The sequence below is a fragment of the Sphingobium sp. CR2-8 genome (assembly GCF_035818615.1).
Classification (GTDB): domain Bacteria; phylum Pseudomonadota; class Alphaproteobacteria; order Sphingomonadales; family Sphingomonadaceae; genus Sphingobium.
This window is the reverse complement of sequence record NZ_JAYKZY010000002.1, coordinates 2,547,702-2,561,464: the sequence shown is the minus strand read 5'-3', so window position 1 is coordinate 2,561,464 and position 13,763 is coordinate 2,547,702. Positions and strand designations below refer to the sequence as shown.

General features: G+C 65.6%; 16 protein-coding genes. 9 read left to right on the top strand and 7 right to left on the bottom strand.

Going from position 1 to position 13,763, the window contains the following annotated elements; genetic code table 11:
* Positions 1-37: 37 nt before the first annotated feature.
* On the bottom strand, positions 38-769 hold the full coding sequence (gene ubiG, locus U5A82_RS16320; RefSeq protein ID WP_326291886.1) for a bifunctional 2-polyprenyl-6-hydroxyphenol methylase/3-demethylubiquinol 3-O-methyltransferase UbiG: 732 nt from the start codon (positions 767-769) through the stop codon (positions 38-40).
* Between the two features lie 324 nt (positions 770-1,093).
* On the opposite strand from ubiG, the gene U5A82_RS16315 reads away from it, so the two are divergent.
* The 3 genes from U5A82_RS16315 to U5A82_RS16305 all read left to right on the top strand — a co-directional run bounded on the left by U5A82_RS16315 (position 1,094) and on the right by U5A82_RS16305 (position 4,538).
* Positions 1,094-2,359 (top strand): aspartate kinase, encoded by a 1,266-nt coding sequence (locus tag U5A82_RS16315; RefSeq protein ID WP_326291885.1) that lies wholly within the window; start codon positions 1,094-1,096, stop codon positions 2,357-2,359.
* Positions 2,360-2,517: 158 nt separating this feature from the next.
* The gene (locus U5A82_RS16310; protein ID WP_326291884.1) at positions 2,518-3,531 is read left to right on the top strand and encodes an NAD(P)H-dependent flavin oxidoreductase; all 1,014 of its coding nucleotides are present in this window, start codon (positions 2,518-2,520) and stop codon (positions 3,529-3,531) included.
* 86 nt (positions 3,532-3,617) lie between these two features.
* The gene (locus U5A82_RS16305) at positions 3,618-4,538 is read left to right on the top strand and encodes a hypothetical protein (protein ID WP_326291883.1); all 921 of its coding nucleotides are present in this window, start codon (positions 3,618-3,620) and stop codon (positions 4,536-4,538) included.
* Between the two features lie 117 nt (positions 4,539-4,655).
* Here the strand turns inward: U5A82_RS16305 and U5A82_RS16300 are convergent, their stop codons facing one another.
* Complete coding sequence (locus U5A82_RS16300; protein ID WP_326291882.1) at positions 4,656-5,090, bottom strand: winged helix-turn-helix transcriptional regulator; 435 nt, start codon at positions 5,088-5,090, stop codon at positions 4,656-4,658.
* Positions 5,091-5,189: 99 nt separating this feature from the next.
* Here U5A82_RS16300 and U5A82_RS16295 point away from each other — a divergent pair, with 99 nt between their 5' ends.
* Both U5A82_RS16295 and sugE read left to right on the top strand, forming a co-directional pair.
* The gene (locus tag U5A82_RS16295; RefSeq protein ID WP_326291881.1) at positions 5,190-5,930 is read left to right on the top strand and encodes an SDR family oxidoreductase; all 741 of its coding nucleotides are present in this window, start codon (positions 5,190-5,192) and stop codon (positions 5,928-5,930) included.
* 188 nt (positions 5,931-6,118) lie between these two features.
* Positions 6,119-6,439 (top strand): quaternary ammonium compound efflux SMR transporter SugE, encoded by a 321-nt coding sequence (gene sugE / locus U5A82_RS16290; protein WP_326292967.1) that lies wholly within the window; start codon positions 6,119-6,121, stop codon positions 6,437-6,439.
* On the opposite strand, the gene U5A82_RS16285 is transcribed toward sugE, so the two are convergent.
* Together U5A82_RS16285 and U5A82_RS16280 are read right to left on the bottom strand one after the other, a co-directional pair.
* Entirely contained in the window at positions 6,414-6,821 is a 408-nt protein-coding gene (locus U5A82_RS16285; protein ID WP_326291880.1) for an SCP2 sterol-binding domain-containing protein, read from the bottom strand. The two genes, sugE and U5A82_RS16285, sit on opposite strands and share 26 nt — an antisense overlap.
* A 26-nt stretch (positions 6,822-6,847) precedes the next feature.
* Positions 6,848-7,096: a winged helix-turn-helix transcriptional regulator gene (locus U5A82_RS16280; RefSeq protein WP_326291879.1), complete on the bottom strand. Its 249-nt coding sequence runs from the start codon at positions 7,094-7,096 to the stop codon at positions 6,848-6,850.
* A 130-nt stretch (positions 7,097-7,226) separates the two neighbouring features.
* Here U5A82_RS16280 and U5A82_RS16275 point away from each other — a divergent pair, with 130 nt between their 5' ends.
* Genes U5A82_RS16275 through U5A82_RS16260 form a run of 4 tightly spaced genes read left to right on the top strand, consistent with a single transcriptional unit; the run spans position 7,227 to position 9,382 of the window.
* Complete coding sequence (locus U5A82_RS16275) at positions 7,227-7,589, top strand: DUF1428 domain-containing protein (RefSeq protein WP_326291878.1); 363 nt, start codon at positions 7,227-7,229, stop codon at positions 7,587-7,589.
* Between the two features lie 25 nt (positions 7,590-7,614).
* Positions 7,615-8,415 (top strand): VOC family protein, encoded by an 801-nt coding sequence (locus U5A82_RS16270; RefSeq protein ID WP_326291877.1) that lies wholly within the window; start codon positions 7,615-7,617, stop codon positions 8,413-8,415.
* Positions 8,415-8,906 (top strand): VOC family protein, encoded by a 492-nt coding sequence (locus U5A82_RS16265; RefSeq protein ID WP_326291876.1) that lies wholly within the window; start codon positions 8,415-8,417, stop codon positions 8,904-8,906. The genes U5A82_RS16270 and U5A82_RS16265 overlap by 1 nt, the downstream gene beginning before the upstream one ends.
* Entirely contained in the window at positions 8,903-9,382 is a 480-nt protein-coding gene (locus U5A82_RS16260) for an SRPBCC domain-containing protein (protein ID WP_326291874.1), read from the top strand. The genes U5A82_RS16265 and U5A82_RS16260 overlap by 4 nt, the downstream gene beginning before the upstream one ends.
* Before the next feature lie 213 nt (positions 9,383-9,595).
* On the opposite strand, the gene U5A82_RS16255 is transcribed toward U5A82_RS16260, so the two are convergent.
* From U5A82_RS16255 to U5A82_RS16245, 3 genes are all read right to left on the bottom strand, one after another.
* A complete protein-coding gene (locus U5A82_RS16255) occupies positions 9,596-11,044 on the bottom strand; it encodes an amidohydrolase family protein (RefSeq protein WP_326291873.1) in 1,449 nt (482 codons plus the stop codon).
* A gap of 136 nt (positions 11,045-11,180) precedes the next feature.
* A complete protein-coding gene (locus U5A82_RS16250; RefSeq protein ID WP_326291872.1) occupies positions 11,181-12,347 on the bottom strand; it encodes a pyridoxal phosphate-dependent aminotransferase in 1,167 nt (388 codons plus the stop codon).
* 209 nt (positions 12,348-12,556) lie between these two features.
* Positions 12,557-13,717, bottom strand: a complete 1,161-nt coding sequence (locus U5A82_RS16245; protein WP_326291871.1) for a pyridoxal phosphate-dependent aminotransferase — start codon at positions 13,715-13,717, stop codon at positions 12,557-12,559.
* Between the last annotated feature and the right edge of the window lie 46 nt (positions 13,718-13,763).

Sequence of the window (13,763 nt, the reverse complement as noted above, 5' to 3'; positions counted from 1 at the left end):
GCCCCTTTTTTGTGTTCGCCGTCGCGTTTTTGCGGGATTACCGGGCGCGGTGTCGCGCCGTCAGCAGATAGTTGATCGCGTCATTCTTCGACAAGGTGAAGCCGCGGGCGGGGGCGAAGGCGAGGCCGCTGCTGTCGGTGACTTGCAGGCCCGCCTGGTCGAGGAGGGCGGCGAGTTCTTCGGGGCGGAGGAATTTGTCCCAGTCGTGCGTACCCTTCGGGATGCCGCCCACGCTTTCGCCGATGGTGATCATGGCGAGGCGGGAGAGGGGGGTGCGGTTGGGGGTGGAGAGGATCATGACGCCGTCGGGCGCAAGCTTGGCGGCCAGCGCACGGACGAAGGCGGCAGGATCGGCGACATGTTCGATCACCTCCATCGAGGTGACGAGATCGAAGCCGCAATCCTCCAGCGCCTCCACCGGGGTGGCGCGATAGTCGATGGTCAGGTGCTGGCTGGCGGCATGCGCCTGGGCAGCGGCGATATTTTCCGGCGCGGCGTCGAGGCCGGTGACGGTCGCGCCCAGCCGGGCGAGCGGTTCGGTGAGCAGGCCCGCGCCGCAGCCGACGTCCAGTGCGCGCTTGCCGCTCAAGGGACGGAAGCTTGGCGCGTCGCCCGGCCAGCGCTGGTCGATCGCGGCGCGGATGTAGCGCAGGCGTACCGGGTTCAGCTTGTGCAGCATCGCGCTGGAGCCGTTGGGGTTCCACCAGTCGGCGGCCATTTCGCCGAAATGGGCAGCTTCTTTAGGGTCGATGGTGGCGGTTTGGGTCATGATGCGCCTTGGTCTGCGATGCCCGCCTCTGACCCCAGGAAAGCGCGGCCCCCTTCGACTGTCTGCTTGCAGCAGTCGCTCAGGACAGGCTTCGACAGGCTCAGGGCGAACGGAGGAGGGGTGTCGATTATGCTGATGCCGCTTTAGCAGGCGATGGGCGGGAGGCAAATGGGCCTGTGCCGCCGCACCAAAAAGCGTTGGCCTTCCTATGGCCTGGCGTGCGGCAGGATTGCTTGCCATCTGCGCGGCGGCTGCTAATAGGAGCGCCGTTTGGCCCTTTTGGGACATTTTCTTTCATAATAGCGGATAAGGCTCGACACACACATGGCGCGCATCGTGATGAAATTCGGCGGCACCTCCATGGCGGGGATGGAGCGAATTCGCAACGTGGCCGCGCGCGTCAAACATGTCGTCGCCCAAGGCCATGAAGTCGCCGTCGTCGTGTCCGCCATGGCGGGCGAGACGGACCGGCTGGTGGGGTTCTGCAAGGAAGCGTCCGCGCTCTACGATCCGGCCGAATATGATGTCGTGGTCGCGGCGGGCGAGCAGATCACCAGCGGCTTGCTGGCGATGACGCTCAAAGCCATGGACGTGGATGCGCGCAGCTGGCTGGGCTGGCAATTGCCGATCCGCACGATCGAGGCCCATGCCAAGGCGCGGGTGAGCGATATCGACACGCTGGACCTGCTGGCGTCGATGCGGTCGGGCACGGTTGCGGTGATCCCCGGTTTCCAGGGCATGATGGCCGACGGCCGGGTGTCGACGCTGGGCCGGGGCGGGTCGGACACGTCGGCGGTCGCCGTGGCGGCCGCGATCAAGGCCGATCGCTGCGACATCTATACCGACGTCGACGGCGTCTATACGACGGACCCGCGGATCGTGGCGCGCGCGCGCAAGCTGGACCTCGTCACCTATGAGGAAATGCTGGAACTCGCCTCGGTCGGGGCCAAGGTGTTGCAGACGCGATCGGTCGGCCTTGCCATGAAGGAGGGCGTGGTGGTGCAGGTGCTGTCGTCCTTCGACGATCCCACGCAGGATGACCTGCCCGGCACGCTGATCGTCAGCGACGTGGAACTGGAAGCCAAGCTCAAGGAAGACAAGATGGAACGTCAGCTCATCACCGGCATCGCCCATGACAAGAATGAGGCGAAGATCATCGTGACGCGGGTGCCGGACAAGCCGGGCGCGGTCGCCAACATCTTCGTGCCGCTGGCCGATGCGGCGATCAACGTCGACATGATTATCCAGAATGACAGCAAGGATACGGAGGAGACCGACGTCACCTTCACCGTCCCGCGCGCCGACCTGGCCCGCAGCGTCGACATATTGGAAGCCAACAAGGATGCGATCGGTTTCCGCCGCATCATCACGGATACCGAAGTCGCCAAGATCAGCGTCGTGGGTGTGGGCATGCGCAGCCATGCCGGGGTTGCGGCGACCATGTTCAAGACGCTGGCCGATCGCGGCATCAACATCGAGGCGATCTCCACCAGCGAGATCAAGGTTTCGGTGCTGATCGACGAGGATGAGACGGAACTGGCGGTGCGGGTTCTCCATACCGCTTACGGTCTGGACGCGCCTGTCGCGTAAATTTCTATTCCCCTCCCTTCCGGGGAGGGGCTAGGGGTGGGTGCGAGCGAAGCGAGCCTGCCTTCCGGGCGATAGCTTGGAGCGCCGCTGCGCGGCGCACCCACCCCCAACCCCTCCCTTGAAAGGGAGGGGCTTTTTTGGTTTTGAACGGAATAGATATGACCCACGCAAAGCTCACTTCCCTGATGGCGCGGGGCGCGGAATTTTTCGGGTGCGAGAGCGCGATCCTGTGCGGGGCGATGAGCTGGGTCAGCGAACGGCATCTGGTGGCGGCGATATCCAACGCCGGAGGTTTCGGCGTGATCGCATGCGGGGCGATGACGCCCGCGCTGCTGGACGCGGAGATTGAAGCGACGAAGGCGCTGACGACCAAGCCGTTCGGCGTGAACCTGATTACCATGCATCCGCAGCTGTTCGAGCTGATCGACGTGTGCGCGAAGCATGATGTCACCCATGTCGTGCTGGCGGGCGGGCTGCCGCCCAAGGGCAGCATCGAGGCGATCAAGCAGAAGGGCGCCAAGCTGATCTGCTTCGCGCCGGCGCTGAGCCTGGCGAAGAAGCTGGTGCGGTCGGGCGTCGACGCGCTGGTGGTCGAAGGCATGGAGGCGGGCGGCCATATCGGTCCGGTGGCGACCAGCGTGTTGGCGCAGGAAATATTGCCGGAGATGGCGAGCCAAGTGCCTGTCTTCGTGGCAGGCGGGATCGGGCGGGGCGAGGCGATCGCCGCCTATCTGGAAATGGGCGCGGCGGGCGTGCAGCTGGGCACGCGCTTTGCCTGTGCGAGCGAGAGCATTGCGCATCCCAATTTCAAGAAGGCGTTCTTCCGCGCGTCGGCGCGCGATGCGATCGCCAGCGTGCAGATCGATCCGCGCCTGCCGGTGATCCCGGTGCGCGCGCTCAAGAATGTCGGGACCGAAGCCTTCACCGCCAAGCAGCGCGAAGTCGCCAACCTGCTGGACAGCGGCGCGGTCGACATGATGGAAGCGCAGTTGCAGATCGAACATTATTGGGCGGGCGCGCTGCGCAAGGCGGTGATCGATGGCGATGTCGAGGGCGGGTCGCTGATGGCGGGCCAGTCGGTCGGCATGGTGACGAAGGAAGAGCCGGTCGCCGACATCATCGCACAGCTGATGGAACAGGCCGCGACGGCGCTGGAGCGGCGAGCCGCCTAAAGGCTTGCGGCGAACCGAAGCTTAGGCATATTTCCTCCCAAGCCAATGCCCGGCATGACCGTGCGCACAGTCCACCGGAGAATTTGATGTTGTCATCGCGCCATATCGGCCGCCTCTCGCTCGTATCGCTGGCCGTGCTGGCGGCCTGTTCGACCCCGCCGCCACCGCCACCGCCCGCGCCGCCCCCGGCCGTGGTGCCGACCATCAAGCCGATGCCGCCGTCGAATGCGGCCCAGGGCATGAGCATTCCGGAAAAGGATGCGGACGGCAAATATCTGACCGCCAATCGCGGCGTCACGTCCAATACCGCGCTGTGGCATATCCGCATGGCGCTGAACGTCGCGGCGCTCAATTGCGACAAATATGGATCGACCGCGCGCACCCAGTATAACCAGATATTGGCGGTGCATAAGGTGATGCTGAATAGCGCCAACGCGGCGGTCGATCGCAACTACAGCGTCGCCTATGGCAGTTCGGGCATGGCGTCGCGCGAGCGGTTGAACACGGTCGTCTATAATTTCTTCGCGCTGCCGCCGGTGATCAAGAATTTCTGCCCGGTCGCGGTGACGGTCGGGGCGAAGATATTGGCGATGCCGTCGAGCCAGTTGCTGGAGACCGCGCCCGCCTTGCTGGCCGAGCTGGAAAAGCCGTTCCAGGAATTTTACGCCGCCTATGCCGATTATCTGCGGCGGCTGGCGGAATGGCAGTCGCGCTTTGGGGCGACGGTGACGGTCGTCGTGTCGCCCACGCCGCTGCCGCCGCCGCCGGTGCCGCCGGGCGAAGCGCCGCCCAAGGGCTGGACGCCGAGCTACAAGAACACACTGGACGCGGCGGGTGCACCGCCTTCGCCATCGGTCATGTCGCCGTCTTCGGGGATGAATGGGCCGTCGTCCACGCCTGCCCCATCGGCGGTGACGCCGTCGGGGCCGCCTGCGCCCGTGCGGACGTTGCCGGACAATAGCGCGCCCAAGCTGGTGGTGCAGCCGTTGCCGACGACGCAGGATTAGTGGGGCAGGACTAGCGGGGCAGAAATAGTCGGGGGCTGGCCCGGCGCAGGCCGGGTCCAGTTCCACGCTCCGGACTGGACCCCGGCCTGCACCGGGGAACGATTGTGTTTTAGAGGCTCAGTCGCGGGCGTCGAAGGCGGCGCGGGCGGCTTCGACCGTGTCGAGATGACGTCCGGCCCAGACCCATACACCACAAAAGGCGGCGCTGAGGCTGTTGCCGAGCGGGGTCAGCGCATAGTCGACGCGGGGCGGCACGACGGGATGGACGGTGCGGGTGAGCAGGCCGTCGCGTTCCATCTGGCGCAGGGTCTGGGTCAGCATCTTCTGGCTGATGCCGTCGACCGCGCGGCCGATTTCGGTGAAGCGCAGCGTGCCCTTTTCCTCCAGCTCCTCCAGCACCAGCAACGTCCATTTGTCGGCGATGCGGCCGATGAGGTCATTGACGAGTCGTTCGACGCGGGGGTCGATGGCGGCGGGGGAATGGGCGTCGGGAGAGTGTTCGGCAGCGGCGATGGCATCGGCGTCGAAGCGGGTTTTGCGCGGATTGTCCATTTCTAACCTTTTCGTGCGTACCATACTTTGCGGTGCCTACTTTCCAAAAGAGAGCGTAGGCCTAGATTGTCCGGGAAGCCAATCGAAAGGAACCCACCCATGCAACCCACAGGCAACACGATCCTCATCACCGGCGGCGGGTCGGGCATCGGCGCGGCGCTGGCGCATGAATTCCATGCCGTCGGCAATCAGGTGATCATCGCCGGGCGGCGGCAGGCGGCGCTGGACGCGGTCGTGGCGGCGCATCCGGGCATGGCCGCGCGCACGCTCGACATGGCGGACGCGGCGGCGATCGCGGCCTTTGCGGACAGTCTGGTCGCCGACTTCCCGACGCTCAATGCCGTGCTGCTGAATGCGGGGATCATGGTGGCGGAGGAGAAGATCGACCTGCCCACCGCCGAAGCGACGGTCGCGACCAACCTGCTCGGCCCGATCCGGCTGGCCCATGCGCTGCTGCCGCATCTGGAGGCGCAGGCGGCGGCCACGATCCTGACCGTGTCGTCGGGCCTGGCCTTCGTGCCGCTGGCCGCGACGCCGACCTATAGCGCGACCAAGGCGGCGATCCATGGCTGGTCGGTGGCGATGCGCGAACAGTTGAAGGCGACCGGCGTCGAACTGATCGAGATCGTGCCGCCCGGCGTGCAGACCGACCTGATGCCCGGCCATGCGGAGAATGACCAGATGATGCCGCTGGCGGACTTCATCGCCGAGACGATGGCGCTGTTGCGGCAGCAGCCGACACCGGCGGAGATTCATGTCGAGCGCGTGAAATTCCTGAGCGAGGCGACCAGGCGCGGGGAGTTTGACCAAGTGTTCGGGATGTTGAACGGGGGGCATTGATCGGCGGGCCTGCGCCTCATGCCCGGTTGCCCTGCGCTTGTCGGAGGACCATTTTTTTCTTACATGAGCAAGGGGCTTAGACAAGCTCAGCCCGAACGGGTTTTTCGATCATAAGCGAGGCCACGTCCTCCACCCCTGCGGTCTTCAAGTCCGGGACGGCCCGGCTCTCTTATCGAAGGAGAGCCATGATGGCGTGGATCTATCTTTTCATCGCGGGACTGCTGGAAATCGTCTGGGCCTTTGCGATGAAACAGTCGCATGGGTTCAGTCGGCTGGTTCCCAGCCTCATCACCCTGAGCGCGATGGTCGCCAGTTTCGGGCTGTTGTCGCTGGCGATGCGCAGCCTGCCGCTGGGGACGGCCTATATGATCTGGACCGGGATCGGCGCGCTGGGGGCGTTTGCGGTCGGTGTCGCCTTTCTGGGCGAGGCGATCAGCCCGGCGCGGCTGGCGGCGGCGGGGCTGATCCTGACCGGGCTGGTCGTCATGAAGCTGTCGGCGCAGGCATGACCGTCGATGGCGCCTTGGGCGGCAGGGGGAAGAGGCCGGCGAAGCGGTCGGCCAGCGCCGCGTCCCCTTCGACGGTGAGCGCGTCGCCCATGTCCGCATAGGACGCGCCGCCATAGAGGACCGCGATCAGCGCATTCTGGTCGCCGGTGATGATCGTGTCCGCGCCCGCCGCCGTGCCGCGATCGATCAGGCAATCGCCGTCCTTGAGCGTCGCGCGAAATTCCTGCTCGCCGAAGCGGAAACCGAGCGTGGCGTCGAGGTCGCCGAGGCGGCTGCGGTCGATCATGGTGCGCATCGACAGGATCACCGACACCTGGCTCATCGGCTTGCCCGGCTCCATCGTGGGTGAGCGGCTGGCCCAGCGGCCCAGCACCTGAAACACGATCTCCGACTCGCGGCCCCAGTCTGTCAGCGCATAAATCTGGCTGGCGGCGGGCGGGGGAGGCGACGGCGGACGAGGATGCTGGCGGCTTCCAGTTCCTCCAGTCGTTGCGTCAGCACATTGGCGCTGATTCCGGGCAGCCCGGCGCGCAGGTCGGTGAAGCGCTTTGGCCCCAGCACCAATTCGCGCATAATCGGCAGCGCCCAGCGATCGCCGACGATGTCAAGCGCATGGGCGACGGCGCATCCGTCCTGATAGGCGCGTTTCTGGCTCAATGGTTATCTTTTCTAACTTATTTGTTGCAATAGATAATTACGAGGCGCACAAAGTGCAAGTGGCGAGTCGCCTTCGACAGAGACAGGCCGCTACGACGGCTGCGTGATCGACACGGAGAGGAGAGAGACGATGGCCTATATGGACGGTTTCGTGATCCCGGTGCCCAAGGGCAACAAGGAACGCTACAGGGAGGTCGCGGCCTATGTCGCGCCGATCTTCATCGAGCATGGCGCGACCCGCGTGGTGGAATGTTGGGGCAGCGACATCAAGCCGGGCAAGGCCAACGATTTTCGCACTGCCGTGATCGCGGAAGAGGAGGAAGAGGTCGTCTTTTCCTGGATCGAATGGCCCGACAAGGCGACCCGCGATGCGGGCGCGGAGAAGGTGATGAAGGACGAGCGGATGCAGCCCAAGGAGAGCGAGCCGATGCCCTTTTCCGGCGCGCGGCTGATCTATGGCGGGTTCGAGGTGCTGTTGGACGAGCGCGCATAGGCTGCATGAGCGCAGGAGACGGACGATGACCGATCTGACCGGCAAATTCTTCTGGTATGAGTTGATGACCAGCGACCCGCAGGCGGCGCTGGCTTTCTATGGCGACGTTGTGGGATGGGCATCGCAGCCTTTTGGCGGTGAGCGGACTGACGATCCCTATCATGTCGTGTCGGGCAGCGCGGGCGCGCTGGGCGGGGTCATGGCGATCCCGGCCGAGGCCAAGGAGTGCGGCATGACCCCCTGGTGGGGCGGCTATATCGGGTCGGCCGATGTCGATGCGGACGCCGCGCGGCTGGGCGCGGCAGGGGGCAAGGTGATGCGCGCGCCGGAGGATATTCCGGGCGTCGGGCGCTTTGCGGTGATGGGCGATCCGGGCGGGGCGATCTTCATGCTGCTCAAAGGCTCCAGTCCCGAGGGGATGGATGCGGCCCCGCCGATGGCGCCGGGGCATGTCGGCTGGCAGGAACTGTATGCGGGCGACTTCGACCGGGATCTGGCCTTCTACACCGGCCAGTTCGGTTGGACCAAGGGTGACGCCATGGATATGGGCGACATGGGCAGCTACCAGCTCGTGTCGCAGGATGGCGGGCGCGATTTCCAGAGCATGACGGGCGGGATCATGCCTGTCCCCACGGGCATGCCGCGCCCGGCCTGGCTGTTCTATTTCGCCGTGGCGGATATCGACGCGGCGGTGGAAAAGGTGACGGCGGGCGGGGGCAAGGTGCTGAACGGGCCGATGGAGGTACCCGGCGGCGCGTGGATCATCCAGGCGACCGATCCGCAGGGCGCGATGTTCGCGCTGGTCGGCATGAAGGGGGCGGCGTGATGAGCAGGATTTCCCCCTGCCTCTGGTTCGACGGGCAGGCGGAGGAGGCGGCGCGCTATTATGCGGCGGTCTTTGACGGGTCGGTCGATCATATAAGCTATTATCCGCAAGAGAATCTCTCGCCCTCGCCGATGCCGGGCGGCAGCGTGCTCCTGGTCGAGTTCACCCTGTTCGGGCAAAGCTATCAGGCGCTGAACGGTGGTCCGCAATTCACCTTTGACGAGGCGATATCGCTGTCGGTCGCGTGCGCTGACCAGGCGGAACTGGATCGCTATTATGACGCGCTGACCGGCGATGGCGGCAAGCCGGGGCCGTGCGGCTGGGTGACGGACAAATATGGCCTGTCCTGGCAACTGGTGACGCAGGGGATCATGGCCAATTATCATAGCGATGACAAAGCGGCGATCGCCCGCATGATGGCCGCGATGATGACGATGCAGAAGCTGGACACCGCCGCGATGCAGGCGGCCTTTGACGGAGAGACAGGATGAGTGACGAGCGCCATGACCTGTCCGTCACCTGCCATATCGCCGCGCCGCGTGCGATCTGCTGGAAGGTGTGGACCGACCTGAAGGACGAATGGTTCTGCCCCAAGCCCTGGCGTGCCGAGGTGATCGAGGAGGATCTGCGCCCCGGCGGGCGCAGCGCGGTGCAGATGTTCGGCCCCGATGGCGAGGAGACGGGGCCGATGGAGGGCGTGTTCCTGGAGGTGGTGCCGGGCGAGCGGGTGGTGACGACCGACGCCTATGCGGCGGGCTGGGTGCCGCAGACGCCGTTCATGACGGCCGTATGGAGCTTTGCCGACGAGGATGTGAACGGCGATGGCGGCACGCGCTTCACCGCGACGGCGCATCATTGGGATGCCGAAGCGAAGGCGCGGCATGAGGCGATGGGGTTCCATCCCGGTTGGGACATGATGATGGAACAGTTTAAGGCGCTGAGCGAGACGTCGACGGCGAGCGCCTAAAAGGCAATGAGGCGGTTCCCCGGCGACGGCCGGGGTCCAGTTTGGAACGCAGGACTGGACCCCGGCCTGCGCCGGGGAACGTTTACATCGACACCTATTACTGTCGCATCGTCACGGCGCCTTCGCCACTTCCACCGCGTAGATGGCGGGCTTGCCTTCCATTTTCGCGCGATAGACCAGCCATTTGCGCGCATGGCGGGAGTGTGGATAATATCAGGGGGCCTTGTTCCAGTCCGTGACCTTGGCCTTTACACCAGCCAGCATCGCGTCCAGCGCCGCGCGATCATAGGTTTTGCCGCGCATCACGACCAGATGGATGGCGCGCGTGGCGGCGATATCCCGGAGCGGATTGCGGTCGAGCAGGACGAGGTCGGCGGCTTTGCCGGGATCGACGCTGCCATAGCGGGCGAGCTGGCCGAACCAGGCGGGGCCTGCGCGCGTGGCGGCGGACAGGGCCTGGGCGGGGGTGAGGCCTTGCTTCACGAACAGCGACAGTTCGTCGTGCAGGCCGATGCCGGGATAGTTGAAGCTGTTGAGGAAGCCCGCGTCGGTCCCGGCGATCAGGGTGACGCCTGCCTTTTGCAGCAGGGGCGGGATCGCGGCCATGCGGGTGAAATGATCGTGGCGCGCGGCGATGGCGGCGGCATCGGCCCCCGCCGCGCGCTGGACGCGCCAGTCATAGGTCTTGCGCAGCTTCGGACCGATATAGGCGAGATAGGGATCGGCGGCGTGATCGTCCCGGTCGAGATAGGCGAGGATGCCGCTGCCGTTGAGGGTCGGGGTGACGAACACGCCCTTGCGCGCGAAATCGCGATAGGCGGCCATGGCGGTCGCGGTGTCGAACCCGGCGTCGATGCGGGCGTTGGCCGTCGCCCGGTCGATGCGCCCGGCGGCGAAATCGGCGGCGATGGCGGCTTCATCCTTCACGCCTGCCTTATAGGCATAGTCGAGATGCTCGATGGAGCTGATGCCCGCGTCCACCGCCTGTCTCACGGTCAGCGCCATGGGGATATGGCCGGAGGTGCGCAGGCCGCGCGCGTTGGCCTGCGAGACGGCATAGAGGAACAGGTCGGGCTTGAGCGTGCTGTCGGTGATCTTGACGAAATCGACATGGTCGCGCTGTTGCAGGCGGGTGAGGGCGGCGTCGACATCAGCCTTGCTGCCGACCTCTATCGTGCCTTTCCAGACCGGGGCGATCCCCTCGATCTTTGCGCCGGAGGTGAGGAGGCGGGGACCGAACAGCGTGCCGTTGGCGATCTCCCCGCGCCAGGCGAGGACGTCGTCGGGCAGATCGCCCGAACAGTCGCGCACCGTCGTGATGCCATGGGCGACATAGAGGGGGAGGAGGGCCTTGTTCTCCTCTATGAGAGCGGGGCCGCCGCCGAAATGGACGTGCATGTCCCACAGCGCGGGGATGAGGAAGCGGCCCTTGCCCTCTATCGTGCCGGATGTGCGCCAGGCCCTGGCGATGGCCTTGTCCGGGCCGACGGCGACGATATCCGCGCCGCGCCAGACGACCGCCTGATCAGGTTTGGTCCGGCCCTGTTCGACGTCGATGATCGACACATGGCGGATCATCTGGTCGCCCTGTTGCGGCGCGGCGCGCGCGGGGGCCGCGATCAGTGCCAGGAGGGGCAGGGTGGTGGCCAGCAGGGTCTTCATCGCTCGTCGGCGCTCCGGAAGGTGGGGCGGCGGTATCTAGAGGATCGTGGCGCGGGTGAAAAGCGGCCGCATGCGCCACAGGAAAAGGGCGCCCGGTTACCCGGACGCCCCTGCCTTCGTGACCTGGTGGAAATGCTTACGCCTTGTAGACCTTGTCCACGGCGGCGCGGAACTTGGCCATGTCGTCGGCGGACCCGACGGTCACGCGCGAGACGGTGGGCCAGATCGGCCAGTTGCGGCCGATCTGCACCTTTTCCGGCGACGCCAGAAGGGCGGCCTGCATCTCCTTGGCCGGCTTCTTCCAGTCGACCATGAACATGTTCGCCTGGCTGCCGGGATGGACTTCCAGGCCCTTCTTGGTCAGCCATGCGATGGTTTCTTCGCGATTGCCGATCATTTCGGCGCGACGCGCCTTGATGAGGGCGGCTTCCTTGTAGACCGCATTGCCGCAATGCATGGCGGTGATGGCGAGGCCACCGGCCGAGGGGCCGAAGAGCGAGATGCGCTTCTGCACTTCGGGGTCGGCGAAGGTGAGGCCGAGGCGGACGCCCGCCATGCCGAACAGCTTCGAGAAGGTCCGCATGACGATGATGTCCTTGCGGGTGCCGATGAGCGTCGCGGCGCTGGGGGCTTCGGAGAAGTGGATATAGGCTTCGTCCACCAGCAGCATGGAGTCGGCAGGCTTGTTGTCCAGCAGCCACTTGATGTCGGCCAGCGGGGTGATGGTGCCGGTCGGGTTGTTGGGCGTGCAGATATAATAGAGGCCGGCGTTCGGATTGGCGGCCAGCATGGCCTTCACGTCATGGCCCTTGCCGATCGCCTGAGGCGCCTTGGCAATGGGGGCCTTCATATAGTCGGCGGTGCGCCAGGCGGATTCAAAGGTCGGATCGGCGGTCACCAGACCCTTGGTCGGCGAGCAATAGGCCGCCACGATGCTGACCAGCGGACCGCCCGAGCCGGGCCAAGGCATGACCTGCGCTTCGGGGATGCCCTCGACCGAAGCGACGGTCTTGATGAGGTCGCCCTTGTAGTTGTCGGGGTCGTACCAGTTGCCGAACGAGGCGGCTTCGGCGGCGGCCTGCACGCCCGAGGGGAAGGGGCCGGTCCAGCATTCGTTGGAACCGATGCGCACCGCGCCCTTGACGCCGCGCGCGGCCTGCTGCTGCGCCATCGCGCTGCCGCCCAGCAGCGAGCTGGCGGCGACGCCCGCGCCCAGGAGCGCGGTGATTTCACCCAGTTGGCGGCGCGAATAGCCGCGCTCGATCATGTCTTCCTTGGCGTCCTTGGTCAGCATCATGGTCATGTCGTCCGTCCCCTGTCTGCGATGGCATCAGTCACAGGAGAGAAACGAAGAGGCGGCGCATTTCCACAATGCGCCGCCTGAGATTTTATGGAATTTCTTTTATGGCTGTGGAGCAGCTTTGCTTGGGCGTTCCCCGGCGCAGGCCGGGGTCCAGTTCCACGGTCGAATCTGGGCCCCGGCCTGCGCCGGGGAACAGTTTGAGTGGACGGTCAGGCCTTCCACACCTTGTCGATGGCCGCGTTGAAGGCTTCCATCTCGCTCATCGAACCGACCGACACGCGCGAGACGGTCGGCCAGATCGGCCAGTTGCGGCCGATCTGCACATTGGCGGCGAGCAGGGCGGCCTGCATCTCCTTGGCGGACTTGGTGCCCCAGTCGACCATGAACATGTTCGCGTGGCTGCCGGGGATGACCTTGATCCCCTTGGCCTTGAGGTGGCTGACCGACTTTTCGCGGGCGGCGTTCATTTCGGCGCGGCGCGCCTTGATGAGGTCGGCCTGCGCGACGGAGACGGTGCCGCACGCGACGGCGGCCATCGGCAGCATCCAGGTGACCTGCATGCCGTCATAGCGCATCATCTTTTCCATGAGCTTGGGCGACGCGAAGGTGAGACCCAGGCGCATGCCCGCCATGCCGAACAATTTGGAGAAAGTGCGCAGGATGAGCACATCGTCGCGGGTTGCGGCCAGCTTGGCGGCGTTGGGGCCGTCGACCCAGTGGATATAGGCTTCGTCGACGACCAGGATCGCGTCCTTGGGCTTGTTGTTGGCCAGCCATTCGATGTCGGCGACAGGCGTCACGGTGCCGGTCGGATTGTTGGGCGAACAGATATAGTAGACGCCCGCATTCGGATCGGCCGCGAGCATCGCTTTCACATCGTGGGCGTAATCCTTCGTCAGCGGCACTTTCTTGAGCGGGGCGCCCAGCCAGTCGGCGGTGCGCCAGAGGGCTTCGTAGGTCGGATCGGCGGTCACGATGCCGCGCGTGGGCGAGGCATAGGCGATTGCGACACGGCTCAGCGGATCGGACGATCCGGGCCAGGCGACGATGCGATCGACCGGCATGCCTTCGACGGCCGAAACGGCTTCGAACAGTTTTTGATGTTCATTGTCCGGTTCGTAGCGATTGCCTTCCCGCACCAGCTTGAACGCGGCCTCCGCCGCGATGGGGAAGGGGCCGGTCCAGCATTCGTTGGCGCCGATCTGCACCGCGCCTGCCTTCGCCTTCGCCGCTTGCTGTGCGCCCGCGCCGCCGACATGCAGGGCCGCGGCGCCCGCGCCCAGCAGAGCCGCAACCTTTGCCAGCTGGCGGCGCGAATAGCCGCGATCGATCAGGTCCTGTTCCATATTCGGGTCGAGTTGCGGTGCCATGCTATCTATTCCTCCCTGCGTGCCCGTGGGCGGGCATTCAGACTGC